Annotated in this window: 21 protein-coding genes; 1 reads left to right on the top strand and 20 read right to left on the bottom strand. The window is 67.7% G+C overall.

Annotated features, from left to right (window positions below; translation table 11 throughout):
• The first annotated feature begins 4 nt into the window (after positions 1-4).
• A complete protein-coding gene (locus ABIB15_RS11205) occupies positions 5-592 on the top strand; it encodes a DUF3043 domain-containing protein (RefSeq protein WP_354478378.1) in 588 nt (195 codons plus the stop codon).
• Here ABIB15_RS11205 and ABIB15_RS11210 read toward each other — a convergent pair.
• From ABIB15_RS11210 to ABIB15_RS11305, 20 genes are all read right to left on the bottom strand, one after another.
• Positions 567-1622: a quinone-dependent dihydroorotate dehydrogenase gene (locus ABIB15_RS11210; protein ID WP_354478381.1), complete on the bottom strand. Its 1056-nt coding sequence runs from the start codon at positions 1620-1622 to the stop codon at positions 567-569. The two genes, ABIB15_RS11205 and ABIB15_RS11210, sit on opposite strands and share 26 nt — an antisense overlap.
• Before the next feature lie 67 nt (positions 1623-1689).
• Entirely contained in the window at positions 1690-2157 is a 468-nt protein-coding gene (gene nrdR, locus ABIB15_RS11215) for a transcriptional regulator NrdR (RefSeq protein WP_354478384.1), read from the bottom strand.
• Positions 2158-2199: 42 nt separating this feature from the next.
• A complete protein-coding gene (gene hisD / locus ABIB15_RS11220; RefSeq protein ID WP_354478386.1) occupies positions 2200-3507 on the bottom strand; it encodes a histidinol dehydrogenase in 1308 nt (435 codons plus the stop codon).
• A gap of 65 nt (positions 3508-3572) precedes the next feature.
• A complete protein-coding gene (dnaE, locus tag ABIB15_RS11225; RefSeq protein WP_354478389.1) occupies positions 3573-7088 on the bottom strand; it encodes a DNA polymerase III subunit alpha in 3516 nt (1171 codons plus the stop codon).
• Positions 7089-7139: 51 nt separating this feature from the next.
• The gene (locus ABIB15_RS11230) at positions 7140-8060 is read right to left on the bottom strand and encodes an RluA family pseudouridine synthase (RefSeq protein WP_354478392.1); all 921 of its coding nucleotides are present in this window, start codon (positions 8058-8060) and stop codon (positions 7140-7142) included.
• 5 nt (positions 8061-8065) lie between these two features.
• Positions 8066-8674 carry a signal peptidase II gene (gene lspA / locus ABIB15_RS11235; protein WP_354478395.1) on the bottom strand — a complete coding sequence of 203 codons (609 nt, stop codon included), beginning with the start codon at positions 8672-8674 and terminating at the stop codon, positions 8066-8068.
• Positions 8664-9467 (bottom strand): DivIVA domain-containing protein, encoded by an 804-nt coding sequence (locus ABIB15_RS11240; RefSeq protein ID WP_354478398.1) that lies wholly within the window; start codon positions 9465-9467, stop codon positions 8664-8666. The genes lspA and ABIB15_RS11240 overlap by 11 nt, the downstream gene beginning before the upstream one ends.
• Positions 9468-9602: 135 nt before the next feature.
• Complete coding sequence (locus ABIB15_RS11245) at positions 9603-9908, bottom strand: YggT family protein (protein ID WP_354478400.1); 306 nt, start codon at positions 9906-9908, stop codon at positions 9603-9605.
• Between the two features lie 30 nt (positions 9909-9938).
• A complete protein-coding gene (locus ABIB15_RS11250; RefSeq protein ID WP_354478403.1) occupies positions 9939-10424 on the bottom strand; it encodes a cell division protein SepF in 486 nt (161 codons plus the stop codon).
• A 36-nt stretch (positions 10425-10460) separates the two neighbouring features.
• Positions 10461-11135: a YggS family pyridoxal phosphate-dependent enzyme gene (locus tag ABIB15_RS11255; protein ID WP_354478405.1), complete on the bottom strand. Its 675-nt coding sequence runs from the start codon at positions 11133-11135 to the stop codon at positions 10461-10463.
• 3 nt (positions 11136-11138) lie between these two features.
• Complete coding sequence (gene ftsZ / locus ABIB15_RS11260; protein ID WP_354478407.1) at positions 11139-12329, bottom strand: cell division protein FtsZ; 1191 nt, start codon at positions 12327-12329, stop codon at positions 11139-11141.
• A 188-nt stretch (positions 12330-12517) separates the two neighbouring features.
• On the bottom strand, positions 12518-13456 hold the full coding sequence (locus ABIB15_RS11265) for a cell division protein FtsQ/DivIB (protein ID WP_354478410.1): 939 nt from the start codon (positions 13454-13456) through the stop codon (positions 12518-12520).
• Positions 13443-14858: a UDP-N-acetylmuramate--L-alanine ligase gene (murC, locus tag ABIB15_RS11270; RefSeq protein WP_354478413.1), complete on the bottom strand. Its 1416-nt coding sequence runs from the start codon at positions 14856-14858 to the stop codon at positions 13443-13445. Before murC ends, ABIB15_RS11265 begins: the two co-directional genes overlap by 14 nt.
• 5 nt (positions 14859-14863) lie before the next feature.
• Complete coding sequence (locus tag ABIB15_RS11275) at positions 14864-15946, bottom strand: UDP-N-acetylglucosamine--N-acetylmuramyl-(pentapeptide) pyrophosphoryl-undecaprenol N-acetylglucosamine transferase (protein ID WP_354478415.1); 1083 nt, start codon at positions 15944-15946, stop codon at positions 14864-14866.
• A complete protein-coding gene (gene ftsW / locus ABIB15_RS11280; protein WP_354478418.1) occupies positions 15943-17193 on the bottom strand; it encodes a putative lipid II flippase FtsW in 1251 nt (416 codons plus the stop codon). The genes ABIB15_RS11275 and ftsW overlap by 4 nt, the downstream gene beginning before the upstream one ends.
• Entirely contained in the window at positions 17153-18670 is a 1518-nt protein-coding gene (murD, locus tag ABIB15_RS11285) for a UDP-N-acetylmuramoyl-L-alanine--D-glutamate ligase (protein WP_354478421.1), read from the bottom strand. The genes ftsW and murD overlap by 41 nt, the downstream gene beginning before the upstream one ends.
• Positions 18667-19773 (bottom strand): phospho-N-acetylmuramoyl-pentapeptide-transferase, encoded by a 1107-nt coding sequence (gene mraY, locus ABIB15_RS11290; RefSeq protein WP_354478424.1) that lies wholly within the window; start codon positions 19771-19773, stop codon positions 18667-18669. Before mraY ends, murD begins: the two co-directional genes overlap by 4 nt.
• Complete coding sequence (locus tag ABIB15_RS11295) at positions 19770-21176, bottom strand: UDP-N-acetylmuramoyl-tripeptide--D-alanyl-D-alanine ligase (RefSeq protein ID WP_354478427.1); 1407 nt, start codon at positions 21174-21176, stop codon at positions 19770-19772. The genes mraY and ABIB15_RS11295 overlap by 4 nt, the downstream gene beginning before the upstream one ends.
• Complete coding sequence (locus tag ABIB15_RS11300; RefSeq protein WP_354478429.1) at positions 21177-22697, bottom strand: Mur ligase family protein; 1521 nt, start codon at positions 22695-22697, stop codon at positions 21177-21179.
• 35 nt (positions 22698-22732) lie between these two features.
• Complete coding sequence (locus ABIB15_RS11305) at positions 22733-24469, bottom strand: peptidoglycan D,D-transpeptidase FtsI family protein (protein ID WP_354478432.1); 1737 nt, start codon at positions 24467-24469, stop codon at positions 22733-22735.
• Positions 24470-24508: the final 39 nt, after the last annotated feature.

Here is a 24508-nt window from a genome sequence, read left to right on the forward strand (position 1 = left end):
TCACATGGCCCAGACACGTGGCGACCAGAACGCACCCTCCGGCGACAACGACAGGGGTGTCGTGAGCGACGGCGGCGTTCAGACCGGCAAGGGTCACGCGACCCCCACCCGGCGCGAGCGCGAAGCGGCGAACATGCGCCCGCTCGTGTCGAATGACCGCAAGGCGGCGAACAAGGAGGCTCGCGCCAAGATGGCGCAGTCCCGCGAGAAGGCGCGCATCGGGCTCGCGAACGGCGACGAGCGTTACCTGCCGCAGCGCGACCGCGGGGCGCAGCGCCGGTTCGTGCGCGACTACGTCGACGCGCGGTTCAGCGCGGGCGAGGCCCTCATCCCGCTCATGTTCATCGTCATCCTCACGACCTTCGTCCCGGCGCTCGGCACCTACTCCTACCTCGCCCTCTGGGCATTCTTCCTCATCGCCGTGATCGACAGCGTGATCCTCGGCTACTTGGTGAAGAAGAAGCTGGCGGCGAAGTTCGGCGAGGCCAACGTGCAGGGCGGAACCCGGTGGTACGCCGCCATGCGGGCGCTGCAGCTGCGTCTGATGCGGCTTCCGAAGCCTCAGGTCAAGCGTTGGGAATGGCCGAGCTGAGCTCTGCTCTCGCCGTGGCGAGTCCGCGGTTGATGTGGCGCGCCCAGAGCGGTCCCCGATAGAGGAACGCGGTGTAGCCCTGCACGAGTGTCGCTCCCGCGGCGAGGCGCTCGGCCACGTCGTGTGCCGTGTCGACGCCCCCGACGGAGATGACGCACAGCTCGGCGGGCACCTTCGAACGGATCAGCCGAAGCACCTCGAGCGAGCGAGGTGCGAGCGGTGCGCCGGACAGGCCCCCGGCGCCGGCGGCCTCGACGACATCCGCCGGGGTGCGGAGGTTCTCCCTGGAGAGGGTCGTGTTCGTCGCGATGATGCCGTCGAGCCGCAGCTCGGTCACGAGCTCCGCGATCTTGCGCACCTCGTCGTCGCTGAGGTCGGGTGAGATCTTGACGAGGACCGGCGTGTCACCTGCTGCCGCCTTGACCGCGCTGAGGAGCGGTGCGAGGCGCTCGATCTCCTGGAGGCCGCGCAGTCCCGGAGTGTTCGGTGAGCTCACGTTGACGGCGAGGTAGTCGGCGGTGGGTGCGAGCAGTCGCGTGCTCTCGAGGTAGTCGGGGATCGCGCTCTCGACCTCGACAGCCCGCGACTTGCCGATGTTCACCCCGATGATGGGCCGGCGGCTTCTGGCGCGTTCACGGCGCAGGCGCGGGGCGGCGGCGGCGGATCCCCCGTTGTTGAAGCCCATGCGGTTGATTACCGCGCGATCGGCGATCAGGCGGAACAGCCGTGGCCTCTCGTTGCCCGGCTGGGCGAGGGCAGTGAGCGTGCCGACCTCGACGTGGCCGAATCCGAGCTGCCAGAGGCCGCGCATGCCCTCGGCATCCTTGTCGAAACCGGCGGCGACTCCGAACGGGGAGTCGAACTCCAGGCCGAGGGTGGAGGTCGCGAGCGACGGATGCGGGCGGGTGGCGAGCCGCAGCAGGGCTCCGACACCGATGCGTGGAAGGAGCCGGATCACGGTGAATGCCAGGTGATGGGCCCGCTCGGGATCGAGTCGACGCAGGACGAGGGAGAAGAAGAGGGGATACATACCGAGACTCAGGGTAGCGGCAGCGGGCGGTGACCCGCATACCGCGCCCGGGCCAGTCGGCGCGGCCCTACTCTGGCGAGAGTGCCTCGTCGTGCTCGACCCGCAGCAGTGCGATCGCGGTTTCGAAGTCCTCGAGGGAGTCGAACCCCTTGTAGACGCTCGCGAACCGAAGGTAGGCGACCTCGTCGAGTTCGCGCAGCGGCGGGAGGATCGCCAGACCGATGTCGTTGGCGTCGATCTGGGATGCCCCGGTTGCCCGGATCGCCTCTTCGACCCGCTGCGCGAGGATCGCGAGGTCGGCGTCGGTGACCGGGCGGCCCTGGCAGGCCTTCCTGACCCCGGCGACGATCTTCTCGCGACTGAACGGCTCGATCACTCCGCTGCGCTTGACGACGTTGAGACTCGCCGTCTCGGTCGTCGAGAATCGTCGCCCGCACTCCGGGCATTGCCGACGGCGGCGGATCGACAGTCCGTCGTCGCTGGTGCGGGAGTCGACGACTCGGGAATCAGGATGACGACAAAAGGGGCAGAACATGGTGACACCAGCGTACGCCTGCGCCCGCGGAAACGGGGGACGTCAGTCGTCGGTGAATCTCGCCGTCACGGCGTCACCGTGCGCCGGGAGGTCCTCGGCGCTGGACAGGGCGACAACCTGCTCGCGCACTCGCTCCAGCGCGGCGCGATCGTAGCTGACGACCTGCTGCGGCCGCAGGAAGGTGTAGGCGCCGAGTCCCGAGGAGAATCGAGCCTGTCCCCCGGTGGGCAGCACGTGGTTCGATCCGGCGAGGTAGTCGCCGAGGCTCACGGGCGAGTGATCGCCGAGGAAGATCGCGCCGGCGTTGAGGATGCTGGGGAGCATCGCCGCCGGGTCGGCCGTCTGGATCTCGAGGTGCTCCGGTCCGTAGGCGTTGCTGAAGTCGGCGGCGGAGGCGAGGTCGTCGACGAGCACGATGGCGGACTGCACGCCGGTCAGCGAGATCTGCACCCGTTCCCGGTGGTGGGTGAGCGGCACGAGTCGCGCGAGCTCGACCTGGACGCGGTCGGCGAGATCGGGAGAGTCGGTGACGAGCACCCCGGCGGCGAGCTCATCGTGTTCGGCCTGGCTGATCAGGTCGCTGGCGACGAGTCGCGGGACGGCGGTGCCGTCCGCGATCACGAGGATCTCGGTGGGGCCGGCCTCGGAGTCGATGCCCGCGTGTCCGCGGACCAGTCGCTTGGCGGCGGCGACGTAGACGTTGCCGGGTCCGGTGATCACCTGGACGGGGTCGAGTAGCCCGGGAACACCGTAGGCGAACGCGCCGATCGCCCCCGCACCGCCCATGGCGTAGATCTCGTCGATCTCGAGCAGCCCGGCCGCGCCGAGGATGGTCGGGTGGATCGCTCCGCCGAAGGACCGCTGGGGCGGGGAGGCGAGGGCGACCGAGCGAACCCCGGCGACCTGGGCGGGCACGACGTTCATGACCACACTTGAGGGATATACGGCCTTGCCGCCGGGAACGTAGAGGCCGACCCGTGCGACGGGGCTCCAGCGCTGAACGACCTCGGCGCCGTCTCCGAGCGTCGTGACGGAGGGGGCGGGCACTTGCGCGGCCGATCCGGCCCTGACCCGGTCGATGGCCTCCTCGAGCGCGTCTCGCACGGCAGGCTCGAGCCGCGCGACGGCGTCGGCGATCTCCCCAGAACGCACCCGCACGTGGTCGGGCCGCACCCCGTCGAAGCGCTCCGCCTGGTCGAGGATCGCCTGCTCGCCGCGGGCGCGCACGTCGTCGATGAGCGCACTCGCGGCATCCGTCGCCACCGAGATGTCGGTGTGCGAACGGGGGACGATCTGGAGGAGTTCTGCAGGGCTGAGGCGGCGACCGCGGAGGTCAATGGTCTGGATCATGGCGCTCCCAACTTTAGTGGCCGCCCGCTGGACGCCGGCCGCGCGCTGCCCCGCAGCGGATGCGGTCAGTTCAGGCAGTTCGGGCCGAGCAGCGACTTGAGCTCGCCGTAGAGGTCCGCGCTCACCGTCACAGGGAACGGGATCTCGAACAGGCGTGCGGTGTCGCCCTTGACCAGCTTGAGGCGCACCTCGGTGTCGCCCGCGTGCCGGATGAGCGCATCGTTCAGGCTGGTCACGACGTCGGTCGTGGCCCGGTGCTCCGGCATGCTGATGACGAGCGGGCCCGATCCGAGGCTCTGGCCGAGGTCGGGGCTGAACATGCTCACGGCGTGCAGGTTCATGCCGTCGTCGCGCATGCTCACCCGACCGCGGATCACGACGACCTGATCGTTGGAGAGTGCGGGCGAGAACTCCTGGTAGGTCTTGCCGAGGAACATCACGGTGATCTCTCCCCCGAAGTCCTCGATCTGGACGAGCCCGTACTGGTTTCCCGAGTTGCGGGCGGTTCGGTGCTGCACGCTCGTCACGAGCCCGGCGATGTTGACGGTCTCGCCGTCGATCGACGGGTCGCTCGCGAGGAGGTCGGCGATGGTCGTGCTCGCGTGCTTCGCGAGCTGCAGCTCGAGTCCGGCGAGCGGATGGTCGGAGACGTAGAGCCCGAGCATCTCGCGTTCGAAGGCGAGCTTGTCACGCTTGGACCACTCCGGGCGCTCCGGAACGGACACGCGCTGCTCCGGCTCGTCCCAGAGGCTGTCGAAATCGAAGCCCACCTGCCCGTGGGCCTCGTTGCGCTTGACGGTGACGGCCGAGTCGACGGCATCCTCGTGCACCTCGAGGAGCGCGCGCCGGGTCGACCCGAGGGAGTCGAAGGCCCCAGCCTTGATGAGCGATTCGACGGTGCGCTTGTTGGCGGCACCGATCGGCACCTTCGCGAGGAAGTCGTGGAACGACTCGAAACGGCCCTTCTCGTCGCGGGCGGCCCGGATGAGGTCGACGACCGCGAACCCGACGTTGCGCACGGCACCGAGGCCGAAGCGGATGTCGTCGCCGACGGCGGCGAAATAGCCGATCGACTCGTTGACATCGGGAGCAAGCACCTTGATGCCCATGCGGCGGCACTCGTTGAGGTAGATCGCGAGCTTGTCTTTGGAGTCGCCGACGCTCGTGAGCAGCGCGGCCATGTACTCGGCCGGGTAGTGCGCCTTGAGGTAGGCCGTCCAGTACGACAGCACGCCGTAGGCGGCCGAGTGCGCCTTGTTGAAGGCGTAGTCGGAGAACGGGAGCAGGATGTCCCACAGCGTCTTGACTGCGGCCATGGAGTACCCGTTGGACTTCATGCCGGCGGAGAAACCCTCGAACTGTTTGTCCAGCTCCGACTTCTTCTTCTTGCCCATCGCCCGGCGCAGCAGGTCGGCCTGGCCGAGCGAGTACCCGGCGAGTACCTGCGCGATCGACATGACCTGCTCCTGGTACACGATCAGGCCGTAGGTGGTGCCGAGTACGTCCTTGAGCGCCTCGGAGAGCTCGGGGTGAATGTAGTCGACGACCTGCTGGCCGTTCTTGCGGTAGGCGTAGTTGGTGTGTGAGTTCGCACCCATGGGGCCCGGCCGGTAGAGGGCGCCGACGGCCGAGATGTCCTCGAAGTTGTCGGGGCGCATGAGCCGCAGCAGTGAGCGCATCGGGCCGCCGTCGAACTGGAACACGCCCAGAGTGTCGCCGCGCGCGAGCAGCTTGTAGGTGAGCGGGTCGTCGAGCTCGAGGTCCTCGAGCACGGGGGTCTCGCCGCGGTTCGCCTTGATGTTGTCGAGCGCGTCATCGATGATCGTGAGGTTGCGCAGCCCCAGGAAGTCCATCTTGATCAGGCCCAGGGCCTCGCACGCGGGGTAGTCGAATTGCGTGACGATCTGGCCGTCCTGCTCCCGCTTCATGATCGGGATGATGTCGAGCAGCGGCTTCGACGACATGATCACACCCGCGGCGTGCACGCCCCACTGCCTCTTGAGGTTCTCGAGCCCGAGTGCGGTGTCGAAGACCGTGCGGGCGTCGGGGTCGGCGTCGAGCACCGCACGCACATCCGCGGCCTCCTTCCAGCGCGGGTCGTCCTTGTTGGTGATACCCGCGAGGGAGATATCCTTGCCCATGATTGTCGGGGGCATCGCCTTGGTGAGCTTCTCGCCCATTCCGTAGGGGAATCCGAGCACGCGGGAGGAGTCCTTGAGCGCCTGCTTGGCCTTGATCGTGCCGTAGGTGACGATCTGGGCGACGTGGTCGCTGCCGTACTTCTCGGTGACGTAGCGGATCACCTCGCCGCGTCGGCGCTCGTCGAAGTCGACGTCGAAGTCGGGCATCGAGACGCGGTCGGGGTTGAGGAACCGCTCGAACAGCAGGCCGTGCTGGAGTGGGTCGAGGTCGGTGATGCCCATTGCGTAGGCGACCATGGAGCCGGCTCCCGAGCCGCGCCCGGGGCCGACGCGGATGCCGTTCTTGCGCGCCCAGCTGATGAAGTCGGCGACGACCAGGAAGTAACCGGGGAACCCCATCTGCGAGATGACGCCCACCTCGTAGGCCGCCCGTTCGCTCGATGCCTGCGGAATGTTGCCCTTGTAGCGGTGGTTGAGGCCGTCCTCGATCTCCTTGGCGAACCAGGACTGCTCCGTCTCGCCCTCCGGCACGGGGAAGACGGGCATGTAGTTGGCGTCTTCGTCGAATTTGACGTCGCAGCGCTCGGCGATGAGCAGGGTGTTGTCGCAGGCCTCCGGGTGGTCGCGGAACAGGTGGCGCATCTGCTCGGCGGACTTGAGATAGAACTCGTCTGCGTCGAACTTGAATCGGTTCGGGTCGTCGAGTGTCGTGCCCGACTGCACGCAGAGCAGGGCGGCATGCGAGGTCGCGTCGTGCGAATGCGTGTAGTGCAGGTCGTTGGTGGCGACCAGCGGCAGGTCGAGTTGCTTCGCGAGGCGGAGGAGATCGCCCATGACCCGTCGCTCGATACCGAGGCCGTGGTCCATGATCTCGCAGTAGTAGTTCTCCCGACCGAAGATGTCGCGGAAGTCGGATGCCGCCGCGACGGCCTCGTCGTACTGCCCGAGCCGGAGCCTCGTCTGAACCTCGCTGCTCGGGCATCCGGTGGTCGCGATGAGGCCCTTCGCGTAGGTGCTCAGCAGGTCGCGATCCATTCGCGGCTTGAAGTAATAGCCCTCGAGGCTCGCGAGGGACGACATCCGGAACAGGTTGTGCATGCCCTCTGTGGTGGACGAGAGCATCGTGAGGTGCGTGTACGCACCGGAGCCGGAGACGTCGTCCTGTCCGCCGTTGCCCCAGCGGATACGCGTGCGGTCGCCCCGCGCCGTGCCCGGCGTGAGGTACGCCTCGGTGCCGATGATCGGCTTGATGCCGGCTTTGGTGGCGGTGCGCCAGAAGTCGTAGGCGCCGAACACGTTGCCGTGGTCGGTCATCGCAATCGCGGGCATCTTCTGCTCGACAGCCGCCTGGATCAGCGGTCCGACCCGTGCCGCGCCATCCAGCATCGAGTACTCGCTGTGGACGTGCAGGTGGACGAACGAACTGGCGCGCTCTGACAAGAAGTACTCCGAAAACCGAGGTGAAAAGCTTCCTCCAGCCTAAGGCTGGGGTCAGTCTTTTCGGAGCACATCCAGCGCGTGCTGGAGGTCCGCCGGGTAGTTGGTCCTGTAGACGACGCTTTCGCCGGTGGCCGGGTGCCGGAAGCTCAGCTGGAGCGCGTGAAGCCACTGGCGCGACAGTCCGAGTTTCGCCGAGATCGACGGATCGGCACCGTACATCGCGTCGCCGACGCACGGGTGACGCTGGGCGGCCATGTGCACGCGGATCTGGTGCGTTCGACCGGTCTCGAGGTTCACCTCGAGCAGCGAAGCACTCGGGAACGCCTCGAGCGTCTCGTAATGGGTGACTGAGTCCTTGCCTCCGGAGACGATCGCGAACTTCCAACTCGACCCGGGGTGCCGCCCGATCGGCGCGTCGATAGTCCCGGCGAGCGGGTCGGGATGGCCCTGCACGACGGCGTGGTAGATCTTGTCGACCTCGCGGTCATGGAAAGCGCGCTTGAGCTCGGAATAGGCCCGCTCGGACTTCGCGACCACCATGAGGCCGCTCGTACCGGCGTCGAGCCGGTGCACGATTCCCGCGCGCTCAGACGCGCCGGAGGTGGAGATGCGGTAGCCGGCGCCCGCCAGGGCGCCGAGCACGGTCGGACCGGTCCAGCCGACAGAGGGGTGCGCCGCAACACCGACGGGCTTATCGATGACGACGATGTCGTCATCATCGTGCACGACCGTGAGGTCGGGCACGTGCACCGGCACGATCACCGGGGCTTCCCTCGACTGCCAGTTGACCTCGAGCCAGCTCCCGGCGTTCAGCCGGTCTGATTTGCCGAGGACCGCTCCGTCTGCGCTCACTCCCCCGCCCTCGGCGACCTCGGCCGCGAAGGTGCGTGAGAAGCCCAGGAGCTTGGCGAGCCCCGCATCGACCCGCTCGCCCGCGAGCCCCTCGGGGACGGGCATGCTGCGTGTTTCCATGTCTTCTAGCGCTCCGTGGCGTCGGGGGTGGAATCGGCAGCGGCGGGGTAGCCGGGCGTGGCCGGGCCGGAACCGGTCGCAGCGACCTTCTGCTCGCGCTGGCCGTCCAGCCCCACCCCGCGGATGGTGAGGATGATGAACAGCCCCATACTCGCGACGATGAACGAATCGGCGATATTGAACACGGCCGGGAACCCGGCGACGCGAATGAAGTCGATTACCTGGCCGAGGCCGAAGCTCGGTTCGCGCAGCAGCCGGTCGGTGAGGTTGCCGAGCGTACCGCCGAGCAGCATCCCGAACAGGATGGCCCAGCTGAGAGACCGGATCCGGCGGGCGAAGACGATGATGAGGACCGTCACGACGGATGCCGCGATCGAGAAGATCCAGGTGGCGCCGCTCGCCAACGAGAACGCTGCCCCTGGATTCTTCACGAACACGAAGTCGAGCACGTTGCCGAGCACCGGGACCGGTTCGCCGAGCGGCAGGTTCTCGACGACGAAGTACTTCGTTATCTGGTCACAGGCAAAGACGACGAGGGCCACCGTGACGAGCGCGAAGATCGCCCCAACGCTGACCCCTGCCGTACGTGCCGCCGCGGTCGGCTCAGTTGCCACCGACGCCCTGGCTCATGGACGCGGTCTCCGACTTGCTCGCCGATCCGGCGCTGTCGAGTTCGCGAAGCTGGCTCTCGATGTACCCCTTGAGCTTCTGGCGGTACTCCCGCTCGAAGGTGCGGAGCTCGTCAATGCGCTGCTCGAGAACGGTGCGCTCCTTGTCGAGCTTGGCCAGCTGCGCTCGCTGCGTTGCCTCGGCCTCGCTGACGAGGCGCGCCGCAGTGGCCTCCGCCTCGGTGACGACGCGCTCGGCGCTGGTCTCGGCCTCGCCGACGACCTTGGCCGCGGTGGTCTCGGCCTCCCCGACGACCTTGGCCGCGGTGGCCTCGGCTTCGCTGACGACGCGCTCGGCAGTGGCGTTGCCCTCGGCGACGAGCGATTCGCGCTTCTCGACACCTTCGCGGACGTGCTCCTCGTGCAGGCGGCGAGCCAGCTGCAGCAGGTTGGTGGTGCTGTCGGTCTCGGACTCGCCGCTCGGCGCGGCGTACGAAACCGGGGCGGCAACGGCGGCGGGAGCCGCAACCGCCGGCTCAGACGTGGACTCGGGCTCGGGAGCTGCCGCAGCAACGGGCTCTGCGGCCGGAGCCGACTGGCCTCCGCCACGCTGCATCTCGCCGATGCGGGATTCGCTGCCGACGAGGCGCTGGCGTAGCTCCTCGTTCTCCTGATTCAGGCGACGCAGCTCGACGACGACCTCGTCGAGGAAGTCATCGACCTCGTCCTGGTCGTATCCCTCGCGAAACTTGGTCGGCTGGAAACGCTTGTTGACAACGTCTTCGGGAGTCAGAGCCATGGGTCACCTCAAAATCATCTGGAACATGCACGTTCCGTGCATGAATATGCGTGCTGCTAAAGCTAGCAAACGAATGCCCGCGAGTCGGAGGACGCCTCCGGGACACGCGGTTAAGAGTACAGCGTCGACACTCGCTTACGCCGTTGACGATGCCAACGATGTGGCGAACGACATCAGGATGAGCACCGCGATCAATACGATGCTCCAGGCGAAGTCGAGGGCGATTCCACCGAGGCGGATCGGCGGGATGAAGCGGCGCACGGCCCGGATCGGCGGATCCGTAATCGTGAACACGACTTCCGCCACGACAACGAGGAATCCCTTCGGCCGCCAGCCCCGGGCGAAGTTGCGCGCGAGGTCGAGGATGAAGCGCGCCCACATTGCGATGAGGTACAGGAAGAGGGCGTAATACGCGATGGTCGCGATAACAGAAACGATCACAGCTCCGACGCTAGCTCATCCGGCTGTGTTTCAGTTCTGGGCATAGAACGACGCATCGACTTCTGGCTCGGCATCGGCCTGGTCGCCGCTGACGACGATGTGGGCCGGCGACAGCAGGAAGACCTGCTTGGTGACGCGCTCGATCTTGCCGTAGAGCCCCTGCGAGAGACCACTGGCGAAGTCGATGAGGCGTCGCGCGTCGGGCTCGCTCATCTGGGAGAGGTTGATGATGACGGGGATGCCGTCACGGAAGCTCTCGGCGATGACCTGCGCGTCGCGGTACTGGCGAGGGTGGACTGTGAGGATCTCATTCATTTCGACCGGTGCCGCATTCTTTGTCGTAGTGGGACGCCGCAAGGGGGTGACAGGGGCGCGTCCGGCGGTGTTCGTCGCGTGACCCTGAGGGGTCGCCGCGGCGGCGGGCGCGGCGGGCTGAGCAGGGGTCGGCTCATGGTTCTCGAACTCCTCGTCCGCGAGCCCCAGATAAACCATGGTCTTGCGCAGCGGGTTAGCCATTTCGTGCCTCCTGTGTGGGTCGTACTGAACCTAAGATTAACCGCGGGTCGGCCGGTTTCCGGTGATTGTCGACCCAATCCGCAGGTGTGTCGCGCCCTCGAGGATGGCCTCGCGGTAGTCCCCCGACATTCCTGCCGAGATGAATTCGGCCGCCGGGTCGATCGCGCGAACCCGGTCCGACGCCGCTCTGAGCCTCGCGAACGCTGCTCGCGGCTCCTCGCCGAGCGGGGCGACGGCCATCACTCCGAGCAGGCGAACACCTCTCGTGGCGACGACGCGCTCGACCAACGCCTCGAGTTCCTCGTCCGGCACTCCCCCGCGCGCGGCATCCGTCGTCAGATTCAACTGTACGAAGGCGTCGACCGTGCGCTCGTCTGACGCGAGGGCGTCCACGACCGAGTCCCGGTCGAGCGAATGAATGACGTGCGCGTATGCGGCCGCCTGCCGGGCCTTCTTGCTCTGCAGCTGCCCGACGAAGTGCCAGGTCAGGTCGAGATCGGCGAGCTCGGCGGCCTTGGCCTGCGCATCCTGGTGGCGGTTTTCGCCGAAGTCGCGCACCCCGAGCGCGTGAAGCTCACGCGCGAGGGATACGGGGTGGAACTTCGTGATGACCACGGTCGTGATCCCCGCGAGGTCACGCCCGGCCTGGGCCGCCGCCTCGGCGACCCCGACCCGAACCGTCTCGAGCCGGTCCGCCACGCTCTCCGTCACCGGTCACCGCAGGAAATCGGGAACATCCAGGTCATCGTCCTCGTCCCTGTCGAAGACCGGGTCAGGGGCGGCGGGAAGCTTGGGCTCGTTCCACTGCTGCTCTCCCGTCTGGGTCAGGGTCGTGCCACCGAAACGCGCTGAGCTGTCGCCGACGGCGGCGGATGCCGTGGCAGGCGCGGACACCGGGATGGGCAGGGAGACGTCCTGGTGATTGAGGCCCCGACGGTCGACCTTCTTGACCTCGGGCTCGCCGCCGTCGAAGCCGGCGGCGATCACGGTCACCCGCACCTCGTCACCGAGGGTGTCGTCGATGACGGCACCGAAGATGATGTTGGCCTCTGGGTGCACGGCCTCCTGCACGAGTCGCGCCGCATCGTTGATCTCGAAGATTCCGAGGTTCGATCCGCCCTGGATCGACAGGAGCACACCGTGGGCTCCGTCGATCGACGCCTCGAGCAGCGGAGAGGCAACGGCGAGCTCGGCCGCCTTGATGGCGCGGTCGGCGCCGCGAGCGGAGCCGATGCCCATCAGCGCGGACCCGGCGCCCTGCATCACCGACTTCACGTCGGCGAAGTCGAGGTTGATCAGGCCCGGAGTCGTGATGAGGTCGGTGATCCCCTGAACACCGGCGAGAAGCACCTGGTCGGCGGTCGCGAAGGCCTCGAGGAAGCTGATGCCGCGGTCACTGATCTCGAGGAGCCTGTCGTTCGGCACGACGATGAGCGTGTCGACCTCGCTCTTGAGCGCCATCACACCGACTTCGGCCTGGGCCGCACGGCGCTTGCCCTCGAAGCCGAACGGGCGGGTCACGACACCGATCGTCAGAGCTCCGATGGACTTCGCGATGCGCGCGACGACGGGGGCGCCGCCGGTACCGGTCCCGCCACCCTCACCCGCGGTGACGAAGACCATGTCGGCGCCGGCGAGGGCCTCTTCGATCTCCTCAGCGTGGTCTTCCGCTGCGCGGCGTCCCACCTCCGGATCGGCACCCGCGCCGAGTCCGCGGGTCAACTCGCGGCCGACGTCGAGCTTGACGTCGGCGTCGCTCATCAACAGCGCTTGCGCGTCGGTGTTGATGGCAATGAATTCGACGCCGCGTAGGCCGAGTTCGATCATCCGGTTGACGGCATTCACGCCGCCGCCGCCGATCCCGACAACCTTGATAACGGCCAGGTAGTTTTGGTTTGAGCTCACGTCAGGCCTCCGCTGAGTACTTTCAACCTCTAGTAGAGGCTTAAAGTTATACTTGGTATAGCTATTTCTTGTTCCGAGGTTAAGTGGCAGCCCGCCGCGCGGTCCGCGAAAGGCCCGCGTGTCGCAAACTCGCCGAGGAATTTGTGGGCCGGATGCGGCACTCCCCCGTTCCAGCAGGGATGGCGCGGTCAGCGGTAGGTGAGCTGACCCGGCGCGGAGACGTTGTACTCGACCACGTTCGGATAGTTCTGCGCGAGGGCGGCCGCAAGAATACGGGCCTTGATCGCCGAATCGTCGGCACTTCCCCAGATGATCTTCGCTCCACCGCCGGCAAGGGTCAGCTCCACGTCGTCGCGAGTGCCGGCGACGATCGTGTCGAGCTGGACTAGCACAGGCTGCGGCAGGGCGATCAGAACCTCGACCGCCGCGTCGAACGCCGCGCTGTCGGAACCCTCCCCGCCGATGTCAATGAGCGGAACGCCGGGTATGCGGGCCTGTGATTTCTCGATGACCACCCCGGCGGGGTCGACGAGGTCGAACCCGGATCCGGTGGCAAGCGACCCGACCGGCTCGCGCTCCACGATCTGGATGATGAGCGTGTGCGGAGGCACCGTCTCGGTCACGTAGCTGCGGACGAGGGGAAAGTCGCCGAGTTCCTCGGTGATCCGGTCGAAATCGATCAGGGCGAGCGGAGTGTCCAGCTGGCCGTCGACCGCCGCATGAAGATCATCCGGGTTCAGCCGCGAGGTGCCGTCGATCTGGATCGTCGTGAGCGCGAGCAGCGGCGAGTAGACCGCGACGGCGACGAGTGACGCCATCGTCACGACGATACCCAGCGTGACGGCCCACGCCACACGGCGACGACGACTTCGACGGGTGAACCGCCGCACCTCGCTCTTCTCGAACCGGCGGCGTTGTCGCGCCGCGCGGCGCACCGCACGCCGCGAGGTGCGGTCCGAGTCTGCGGCTGGCACGGCATCCGGGGTGCGTGGGATGGTTCCAGGCTCGGTCGCCGGCGTGCTCTCCGGGATCATCTCCGGCGCAGGCGCTTTCGTCCGGCGCCGGGGCTTGGGCTCTGGGGGTGGGGCGACGACCTGGGGCCGGTCGAATCCCTCAGGGCGCTTCATGCATCCGTGAGCGAGTCGCCGCCTCGAGCGCTGCAAGCAGCTGCGGAATGATGAGATAGATGTCGCCGCCGCCCATGGGGATCAGAAAGTCGCCCGGCCGCGCGACCTGGACGGCGCGCTCGATGGCGCTCTCCCAGTTGTCGACGTACTCACCGCTTCCCGGCACGCGGAGGCGCTCGGTGATGAGCGCCCCGGTCACGCCGGGTTCGGGATCCTGCCGCGCACCGTAGACGGGAACGACGATGGTGTGGTCGGAGAGGTCGTCGAAGACGTCGGCGAACTCCTGGGCGAGCATCCGGGTGCGGCTGTAGAGGTGCGGCTGGAAAATCGGGATCAGGCGGCCGTCGCCGACGACGCCTCGCGCCGCGGAGAGCGCCGCGCGGATCTCGGTCGGGTGGTGGGCGAAGTCGTCGTAGACACGCACCCCCGCCACGTCACCGCGCAGCTCGAAGCGGCGTTCGGTGCCGCCGAAGGTCGCGATCGCGTCGAGGCTCGCGCGCGGGTCGAAGCCGAGTCCGGTGAGCACGGCGAAAGCGCCGGCCGCGTTGAGGGCGTTGTGCAGCCCGGGTACGCGGAGCGTCGCCGGGTAGTCCTCGCCGAGATAGCGGATGCTGAACGACACGGTCTGCCGCGTGTCGAGGGAGTGCACCCGCACGTCGGCGGAGTCGACCTGGCCGAAGGTGACCACGCGGGAGCCAATTCTCGGCGTGATGTTCACGGCCCCGGGGTCATCGCTTGAGATCGCGACGAACTCCTTGGCCTGTCCGGCGAACGCGACGAAGGCGTCCTCAAAGGCCTCGAGCGACCCGAAGTGATCCAGATGGTCGGGGTCGACGTTGGTGATGAGCGACACCGCGGTGTCGTAGAGCAGGAAGGAGCCGTCGGACTCGTCCGCCTCGACGACGAAGAGGTCGTCGATGCCGGCCGCCGCGCTGACGCCGAGAGTGCGGATGACGCCGCCGTTGACGAAGCTCGGGCTCTGGCCGAGAGCGAGCATCGCCTCGATGATCATGCCGGTCGAGGTGGTCTTGCCGTGGGCGCCGGCGATGGCGACGAGCCGGCGGCCGCGCGTGAGCCAGGCCAGCGCGACGGCGCGGTGCACCACGGGGAGGCCGCGATCGCGCGCGGCCACGTATTCGGGGTTGTCCTCGTTGATTGCTCCGGAGACGACGAGGGCGTCCGCCGCGCCGAGGTGTGCGGCATCGTGGCCGATCCCGATCTCGACGCCGCGCGCCCGAAGAGACTCGACGGCGTCGGTCGCCCGGATGTCGGAGCCGCTCACGGTGAAACCGGCCGCGACGAAGAGGTGGGCGATGCCGCTCATCCCGGCTCCACCAATGCCGACGAAGTGCACGTGTCGCGGATTGTCGGGCAGGGACTGGGAGAAATCGGACTTGATCACGACCGCTACGCTACCCGCCCCGGGGTGGCCTCATCGATGAGAGCCACGACGCGGTCCGTGCCGTCCCTGACGCCGATCGCGGCCGCGCTGGCAGCCATCGCGGCGAGGGCGGCGCGGTCCACGAGGAGCGGCACGAGGGCATCCGCGATCCATTCCGGCGTGAACTGCGCGTTGTCGACCATGACGGCGGCGTGCGCAGTGACCGCCTCGCGGGCGTTCAAACGCTGCTCGCCGTTCCCGATCGCGAGCGGCACATAGACGGCGGGTATCGCGAGGGCAGAGAGTTCACTCACGGTCGAAGACCCTGCGCGTGCGAGCACGAGGTCGGCGACGGCGAGGGCGAGGTCCATCCGGTCGCAATACGGGATCACGCGATACCCGGCCAACACCGGGTAGTCGATCTCCGATCGCTGCCCGGTGATGTGCAGCACCTGCCACGCGGCGCCGATGACGAAGGGGATCGCCTCGGCGACGGTCTCGTTGATGCGACGGGCCCCGAGCGAGCCACCTGTGACGACGAGCGTGAGTTTGCCGGGCGTGAGCCCGAAGGCGGCGTACGCCTCCTGCCGCACGGAGTGGCGCTCGAGGCGCTCGATCTCCGGGCGCAGCGGCATCCCCACGAACCGGGCACGGCGGAGCCCGGTGCCGCGGAAGGCGACCCCGACATGCCGGGTGAATGCCGCGCCGAGCCGATTCGCGAGTCCGGGCCGCGCATTGGCCTCGTGCACGACGATCGCCACCTTCTCGCGGCGTGCTGCGAGGTAGGCGGGTGCCGACACGTAGCCGCCGAATCCGACGACCACGTCCACGTCGTGCTCGCCGATCAGTTCGCGGATGTGGCCGACGACCCCGGCGAACCGGCGCGGGAACCGCAGAAGGGCCCCGCCGGGCCGGCGGGGGAACGGCAGCCGGTCAACGACGAGCAGCCGGAAGCCCCGCTCCGGCACGAGCCGCGCCTCGAGCCCCTCCGCCGTGCCGAGGACCAGGATGTTCGCCTCGGGGTCACGTTCCCTGAGCCGATCGGCGACCGCGAGCAGCGGATTGACGTGGCCGGCGGTCCCGCCGCCGCAGAGGAGGTAGGTCGTCACCGTTCCGCCATTTGGCCGGGAGCCGGGGTCGTCGTGCGCGCGAACGAGAGTACGATCCCGATTCCGAAGAGGGTCGTGACGAGCGCGGAACCCCCTGATGAGAAGAGAGGCAGGGGTACGCCGAGCACCGGCAGCACACCGAGCACCACGGCGATGTTCACGAACGCCTGGCCGATGATCCAGACCATGACGGCGCTCACCACGATTCGGGCGAACGGGTCGTTGCTCGCGCGGATGATTCGCACAAAGGTGACGCCCATGACGATGAAGAGCGCCAGCACGGTGCAGGCGCCGAGCAAGCCCAGCTCCTCGCCGATGATTGCGAAGATGAAGTCGTTGTCGGCCTCCGGCAACCACGACCACTTGGCCTTGGAGTTGCCGAGGCCGACGCCGAAGAACCCTCCGGCCGCGAGGGCCCACCAGCCGTGGACAGTCTGCCAGCAGAACGTCGCATAGTCGCTCGTCGACGCGCAGCCGTCAAGCCAGACGGCAATACGGTCGCTCCGAGAGTTGCTCGAGAATGCGACGAGCGGCCCGATCGTGGCCATGAGCACGATCGGGATCGCAAGGAACCGAAGCCTCACCCCGCCGAAGAATAAGGAGCCGAGAACAATGGACACGAGAATCATGGCCGTGCCGAGGTCTCCCCCGAACAGCACGAGCCCGATAGCTGCGCCCGCGACGGGCGCGATCGGGATGGCCACTTCACGCATCCTATGGAGCCGGTCCGCCTTGGTGGACAGCACGTAGGCGAGCCAGATCGCAAGGGCCACCTTGGTGATCTCGGAGGGCTGGAGCGTGAACGTGCCGAGGCGCAGCCAGTTCGTATTTCCGCCGATCGAGACCCCGAGCGGGGTCGCGACAACGAGAAGTTGCAGAATCAGGCCGATTGCCACGGCGACGGCGGCCCACTTCTTCCAAAACGACGCCGGCATCCGCGACGCCACCAGCATGATCGGAACCCCGACGGCCGCGAACATTCCCTGCCTGAGGAATCCGGTGAAGAAGTCATTCGACTCGGTGAACGAGGTCACCGCCGACGAGGAGAGCACCATGACCAGGCCGAACACCACAAGGAAGAGCGTCGTGCCCAGGAGAAGGAAGAAGTTGCCCGTTTCGGCAGCGAAGAGCTTTTTCACCGCAACGATCGCCACGGCGCCCGACACTCCGGTCGGGGTGGGCAGCGGCGTGGCCGGCGCGCCGCTGTTACGACGCTGTCGCGGGCGACGGGGGATGCTCGTGGTCATCCGGCCGGCCTCCCAACATCTCGTGAACTGCGGCGGCGAATTGCCGGCCACGATCGGCGTAATCCGTGAATTGGTCCATGGATGCTGCGGCCGGTGCCAGGACTACGGCATCCCCCGGCCGGGCAGCTAAAGCCGACAGCCTCACAGCGGTCGACATCACCTCTTTAGTGTCGGCCGTCTCGACCTCGAACACGGGGAGTTCTGGCGCGTGTCGCGCGAATGCCGCGAGCACCTCTGCACGTTCGGCCCCGATCACCACTGCCGCGCGCAGCCTGTCGGCGTTCCGTGCCACGACGTCACCGATGTCGACCCCCTTCAGCAGGCCTCCGACGACCCAGACGACCGAGGCGAAGGCCCCGACCGCGGCATCGGCCGCGTGTGGATTCGTGGCCTTGGAGTCGTTGATCCAGCGCACCTCGGCATGGGTCGCGATCAGTTCGGTGCGGTGCTTGTCGAGGTGGAAGCCGAGGATCGCCTGCCGGATTGCCGACGCCGGGATTCGGTAGGACCGCGCGAGTGCGCTCGCGGCAAGCACGTTCGCGACCATGTGGGGCGCGCCGAGCCCGGCGGACTCGAGCTGGGCCAGTGTCGCCAGTTCGAGGGCGTTGCTGTGCCGGTCGTCGATGAAGGCGCGGTCGCACAGGATGTCCTCGACGATACCGACGTCGCTCGGCCCCGGCAGGCCCAGCCCGAAGCCGATCGCACGGCATCCCTCGACGACGTCCGCGTGCTCGACCATCGTTCGAGTGGCGTCGTCGTCTCGGTTGTACACGCACGCCACGCGCGTGTTCTCGTACACCTTCGCCTTCGCCGCGGAATAGGCATCGGCGGACCCGTGCCAGTCGAGGTGGTCGGCCGCAATGTTGAGGCAGGCGCTCGAGTGGGCGGAGAGGGAGTGTGAGTAGTGCAGCTGGAAGCTCGACAGTTCGACGACGAGCGCGTCGAAACCGCCGGGATCGCGGATCGCGTCGAGCACGGGGACGCCGACGTTGCCGCACGCAACCACCCGCTTGCCGGCCGCGATCAGCATCGCCGTCGTCAGCTGCACCGTGGTGGTCTTGCCGTTGGTGCCGGTGACGGTGAACCACTCCGCCGGACGGTCGAGCTTGTCGCGCAGCCGCCAGGCGAGCTCGACGTCGCCCCAGATCGGCGTGGCGGAGCGCACCGCGGCAGAGACGATCGGATGCGAGGGGGCGAAGCCGGGCGAGACCACGATGAGCTCAGGGACGAAGCCGGCCACAAGGCTCGCCCCGACCCGCGTGAGGTCGGCGACGACGAGTCGCGCGCCGATGACGTCGAGCAGGTCGGCACGCTCCTCGTCCGACCGGTCGGCGAACACGCAGACCTCGGCACCGAGTTCGACAAGAGTATCGGCCACCGAGAACCCGGTAACGCCCAGACCGAGCACGGCGACGCGCAGCCCCGCCCAGTCGTCGTGCCAACTCCGGAGCGCGGCGACCTCCGAAGCCGACCTCACCGGTACAGCCACTCGGCGTAGAAGAGTCCGACCCCGGTCGCGACGAACAGTCCCGAGATGATCCAGAACCGCACCACGATGGTCACCTCGGCCCAGCCCTTCATCTCGAAGTGGTGATGGAGGGGGCTCGCCTGCCAGATCCGTTTGCCCTTCGTGAGCTTGAAGTAGATGCGCTGCACGATCACCTGGCCGGTGGTCACCAGGAACAGCCCACCGATGAAGAGAAGCAGGAGCTCGGTGCGGGAGAGGATCGCGAGCGCGGCGAGGGCGCCCCCGATCGCGAAGGAGCCCGTGTCGCCCATCATGATCTGGGCCGGCGAGGTGTTCCACCAGAGGAAGCCGATGAGCGAGCCGACGATCGCGGCGGCGATCGTCGCGAGGTCGAGGGGGTACGACACCTCGTAGCACTTGTAGAGATTGGGCGCGTCGACCCCGAGCACCGCGAGCTCGACGCAGGACTGCTGGAACTGCCAGAATCCGATGATGACGTAGGAGCCGATCGCGAGCACCGCCGAGCCGGCAGCGAGGCCGTCGAGACCGTCCGTGAGGTTCACCGCGTTCGAGACGCTCGTCGTGATGAGCACGATCCAGGCGACGAACAGGGTGACGCCAAGCCCGGTGCCGAAGATGACGACGAAGTCGATCGGCAGGTCGCGCACGAACGAGACGGCCGTCGAGGCCGGCGTCACTCCGTGCCGGTCGACGTAGTTGAGGGCGATGATCGCGAAGACGACGCCGACAATGACGGTGCCGAGGATCTTGAATGGTCCACTCAGCCCCGTGCTGTTACGGCGGCGGACCTTGAGGAAGTCGTCGATGAATCCGATGAAGCCGAGTCCCACCATCATCAGGATCACGAGCAGCCCGGCCCCGGACGGCAGCTGCCGGCTGGCCAGCTGGCCGACCAAGTAGCCCACGATCGACGCCGTGATGAATACGATCCCGCCCATCGAGGGGGTTCCGCGCTTGAGAACGTGCGCGACGGGGGTGTCGGCGCGCACGAACTGGCCAAGGTTCAGCCTTCGGAACGCCCTCGCGAACAAGGGGGTGAGCAGCAGGGTGAAGATCATCGCGACGCCGGCGGCGGTAAGGAGTGCGATCACGCGATGACACCGCCGAGGCGGTCACCGAGAAAACGAAGGCCGGCGGACTTGGAACTCTTCACCAGCACCACGTCGCCGTCGCGCAACTCGTCCCGGAGCAGCCCGAAGGCCTCCTCCGCGGTGCCGACGAGCACCGACTCGCCATCCCACGAACCCTCGAGTCCGGCGGCGTTGTGGATGTGCCGCGCGCCGTGGCCGACGACAATGAGCTGGGCGATGTTCAGGCGTACGACGAGGCGGCCGATCCGGTCGTGCTCCTCGTTCGCGTAGTCGCCGAGTTCGGCCATCTCGCCGAGCACGGCGATCGACCGGCGCCCGCGGCGGCTGATCTGCGCAAGGGTCTTGAGGGCCGCGGCGGTGGAGTCCGGGCTCGCGTTGTAGGCGTCGTTGATGACGGTGATGCCCGGCGCGGGCTCGAGCACCTCCATCCGCCAGCGCTCGGCGCGGGCGACGGCCTCGATGGCGGCGATCGCCGCCGCCAGGTCGAGTCCGAGTTCGCGGGCGACCGCGAGTGCGGCGATGGCGTTCATGACGTGGTGCTCGCCGAGGATTCGCATGCGCACCGGCCAAGCCGAGCCGTCGGCGACCAGGGTGAAGGTCGTGCCGGTCGCGGTCGCCTCGATGTCGTCGGCACGCACATCCGCCGATTCATCGAGTCCGAACCACGCGACGCGCGCGGCCGTCTGCCCGGCCATGGCCGCGACCCGGTCGTCGTCGGCGTTGAGCACGGCGATAGCGGAGGCCGGCAGCGAGGTGACGATCTCGGCCTTGGCCCGCTGCGTGGCGTCGATGCCGCCGAACTCCCCGGCATGGGCGAGGCCGACCTTGAGAACGACGGAGATGTCGGGCATCGCGATGTCGACGAGTCGCTTGATATGCCCCGTGCCGGACGCGCCCATCTCGACGAGGAGGTAGCGGGTCTCCTCGTCGATGCCGAGCATCGAGAGGGGTGCGCCAATGTGGTTGTTGAACGAGCCCTCCGGGGCGACCGTCGGGCCGACGCCACCCAGGATGGCGCGTAACAGGTTCTTCGTCGTCGTCTTGCCGTTGGAACCGGTGATTCCGATGACGGTCAGCTCGCCGCGCTCGCGCACCCGTGCCACGACGTCGCTCGCGAGAGCTGCGAGTGCACTCACCCCGTCCGCCACCACGATCTGGTCGACCGGCAGCTCGAGCCGCCGCTCGACGATGAGGAGCGCTGCCCCGTTGTCGACCGCGGTGCCGGCGAACAGATGACCGTCCGTGAACTCTCCGCGCATGGCGAAGAACACCGATCCGGCGGTCACGAGACGCGAGTCGGTCGTCACGGCGCCGTCCACGATGGTGTCAGGGGTGGAGTCGGCGGTTGGCACGAGTTCGCCGGCGCATGCGGCGGCGATATCGGCGAGGCGTAGAGCGAGCATCTACTGCCAGCCCGACTCGCGAAGCGCCTCGCGGGCCTCGGCGCGCGCGGAGTACGGCGTTCGCTCGCCGCGGATGTCGCGGTAGTCCTGGTGGCCGGGCCCGGCCCAGAGGATCGAGTCGCCCTCCTTGGCGATCGACACGGCGTGCCGGATCGCCTTCTCGGGCGGGCTCACCTCGATGAGCTCAGCCTGGTGGTCGGCGAGGCCGGCGCCCTCGATGAGGGTGGCGCGGATCGACGCTGGGTCCTCGAATCGGGGATGGTGATCTGTGACGACGAGGATGTCGGAACCCTCTGAGGCCACTCGTCCCATCTCGTGCCGCTTCGTGGCGTCGCGGTCGCCGTCGGCACCGAAGACCATGATCACGCGGCCGGGGGTGAATTTGCGCACGGCGGCCAGGGTGTTCAAGAAGGCATCCGGGCTGTGGCCGAAGTCGACGTAGACGGAGGGGCCGGCGTCGCCGGACACCCGCTCGGTGCGGCCGGGCAGGTACGCGACGATGCCCTCGTCGCCGAGGGCGTGGCCGATCGCCTCAAGTTCGAAGCCCGCCTCGACGAGCATGACGATCGCGAGTCCCGCGTTGGCGGCCATGTGCCAGCCGATGAGGGGAACCCTGGTTGTGAGGGACCTCCCCTCCGGACCGGTGAGGGTGAATTCGGTGTACGCGGCGGTCTCGTCGAGGATCTCTAGGTTCCACTCCCCCACGACTCCTGGCGTCGCGGAGACCGTCGTCACGGGAATCCGTGAGAGGTCGACGACACGCTCACCGTAGGGAGAGTCGAGCGACACGACGCCCCGCTTGCCCCGATCGGGTTCGAAGAACGCCGCTTTCGCCTCGAGGTACTCCTCCATGTCGGCGTAGTCGTCGAGATGGTCGTGGCTGAGGTTGGTGAACGCGACGACGTCGAAGACGATGCCGTCGACGCGATTGCGGCTGAGAGCCTGAGCGCTGACCTCGAGCACGACGGCCCGGACCTCGCTCTCCTTCATCCGGGCGAGCAGGGCGTGCATCTCGCTCGCCTCCGGCGTCGTCAGCCGACTGACGACAGTGAGGTCGCCGATGTGGCGCTCGGCTGTCGAGCTCAGGCCCGTGACGAGGCCCAGTTGACGGAGGATCCCCTCGAGGATGTACGCGGTCGAGGTCTTGCCATTAGTGCCGGTGATCCCGAGCAGGAGCGGCGGGTGGTCGCTGGTGCGGTAGACCCACGCCGACACGTCGCCGAGGGCTGTGCGAGGCGAGTCGACGAGAACGGTGGGCAAGCCGACCTCGCGGGCAAGCTCCGCCCCCGCTGCGTCGGTGAGCAGCGCGACGGCGCCCGCCGCCTTGGCCTCGGCGGCGTAGGAGGCTCCGTGGCTGTTCGCCCCGGGCACGCCGACGTAGAGGTCGCCCGGCTGCACCTCGCCGGAGCGCAGCGTCACGCCGGTCACGTACACGCCGTCAAGCGAGCCTTGGGTGTCGAGCCCGAAATCAGCCACGAGACCGCTGAGCGACCTGGCCGATGGATGTTCGGGCCTGAGCACCGGGGGATTCCTGGTGTTCACGGCGTCCTCTTTTCTTACCAGGTCGTCGGCAGGTCGGGTGAGGGTGTCGACGAAGGGGCGACGCGGTACGTCTTGAGCACCTGCGTCATGATCTTTTTGAAGGTCGGAGCTGCAGCGGCCGACGTCAATATCGTACGCGGCTTCACGAAGGTGACGATCACCGCATATTGCGGATCCTCCGCTGGCGCGAGGCCAGCCACCGACACGATGCGGTCGTCCGTGTACCGCCCGTCCGAGGCGATCTCGGCCGTTCCGCTCTTCGCGGCGACCCGGTAGCCGGGTATCTGGAGCTGGCTCGCGAGCCCGCCTCCCGTCACGACCGTCTCCATCATCTCGACGACCGTGTCGGCTGCGGCCTTGGACACGACCTGGCGGCCCTCGGTCGGGGAGGCATCCGTGATCGACCCGTCCGCGTGAGTGCACCCGGTGACCAGGGTAAGTGGGAGGCGAACTCCGCCATTACCAAGGGTCTGGTAGATGCTCGCCATCTGCGCCCCGGTGACGGAGACGCCCTGGCCGAACGACACGTTGTACTTCGTCTGGTCGTCCCACGTGCTCGACAGGAGTCCGGCGGACTCCCCCTGGAAGCCGACCTCGGTGCTCTCCCCTACCCCGAACGCTCGAAAGTAGTCATAGCGCATCTTGCTCGGCAGGCGCACGGCGAGCTGGGAGATTCCGACGTTGGACGACTGCTGGATGACCCCGGCTAGGGTCAGCTGGAGCTCGGGGTGGAACACGGCGTCGCGGATGGCGCTTCCTTCCGGCGAGACCCACCGGTAGGGCACGGTGACCTCGGTGCTCGGGTCGGCCACACCCTGGTCGAGCAGCATTGCCGCGGTCATCGGCTTGAAGGTCGACCCTGGCTCGTAGGGTGTGCTGAACGCGAGCGAGCCCATGTTGTTGGGCGAGCTACCGGCGACGTTGTTGGGGTCGACGGAGGGATAGTCGGCGAGGGCGAGCAATTGTCCTGTCTTGACCTCGGTGACCGACGCCGTTGCGGATTGCGCGCCGAGCGCAAGCGCCTGCTCGGCGATCATTTGCTGCACCGTCCACTGCAGGTCGTGGTCGATAGTGGTGGTGATCGTGCCGCCGTCGATCGGCTCCTGCTCAGTGACGGTGCTGCCGGGGAGGCGGATGCCGTCGGCGCCGCGCTCGTAGGTCGAAGAGCCGTTCGTGCTCGCGAGGCACTCGTTCTCGGTGAACTCGAAGCCGTTCTGCGGTCCCTCGGTTCCGACGAACCCGACAAGGTTGCCAGCTACGGACCCGTCGGGGTAGATGCGGGCGGGGCGCTGTTCGAAGTAGATGGCAGGGATGCCCAGATCCCGCACGGCTCGCATCTGCTCGGTGCTCACCTTCTGGGCGACGTATTCGAAGTCTGACTCCGGGTCTTCGGTGAACACTTCGAACACCTCGTCTTGGGTCTGCCCGGTGATTTCTGCGATCTCCGCCGCCGCCTGCGCAATGCTGACCGTGACCTTGTCTTCGCCGCTGCCGCGCGTGAAGGTCGCCGGGATCGTCTTGGGCGAAACTGTGATGTCGAACCGCATCACGCTGCCGGCGAGCACGGTGCCGTCGCGGTCGACGATGTCGCCCCGAGCCGCATAGGTGGTGACGGCGATTGCGCGCTTGTTGAGCGACTGCGCGTTGAGCTCCTCGGCGCGGACGAGCTGAATATCGACGAGTCGCACGACGAAGACGCCGAACACGGCGATCATCGCTATCAGCGCCAGCGCAAGTCGGCGCCGGGTCATCCGGGGTGTGTTCACGATTTGCATCCCCCCGTGAGGTGT

This window comes from Marisediminicola sp. UYEF4 (genome assembly GCF_040546025.1).
Taxonomy (GTDB): Bacteria; Actinomycetota; Actinomycetes; order Actinomycetales; family Microbacteriaceae; genus Marisediminicola.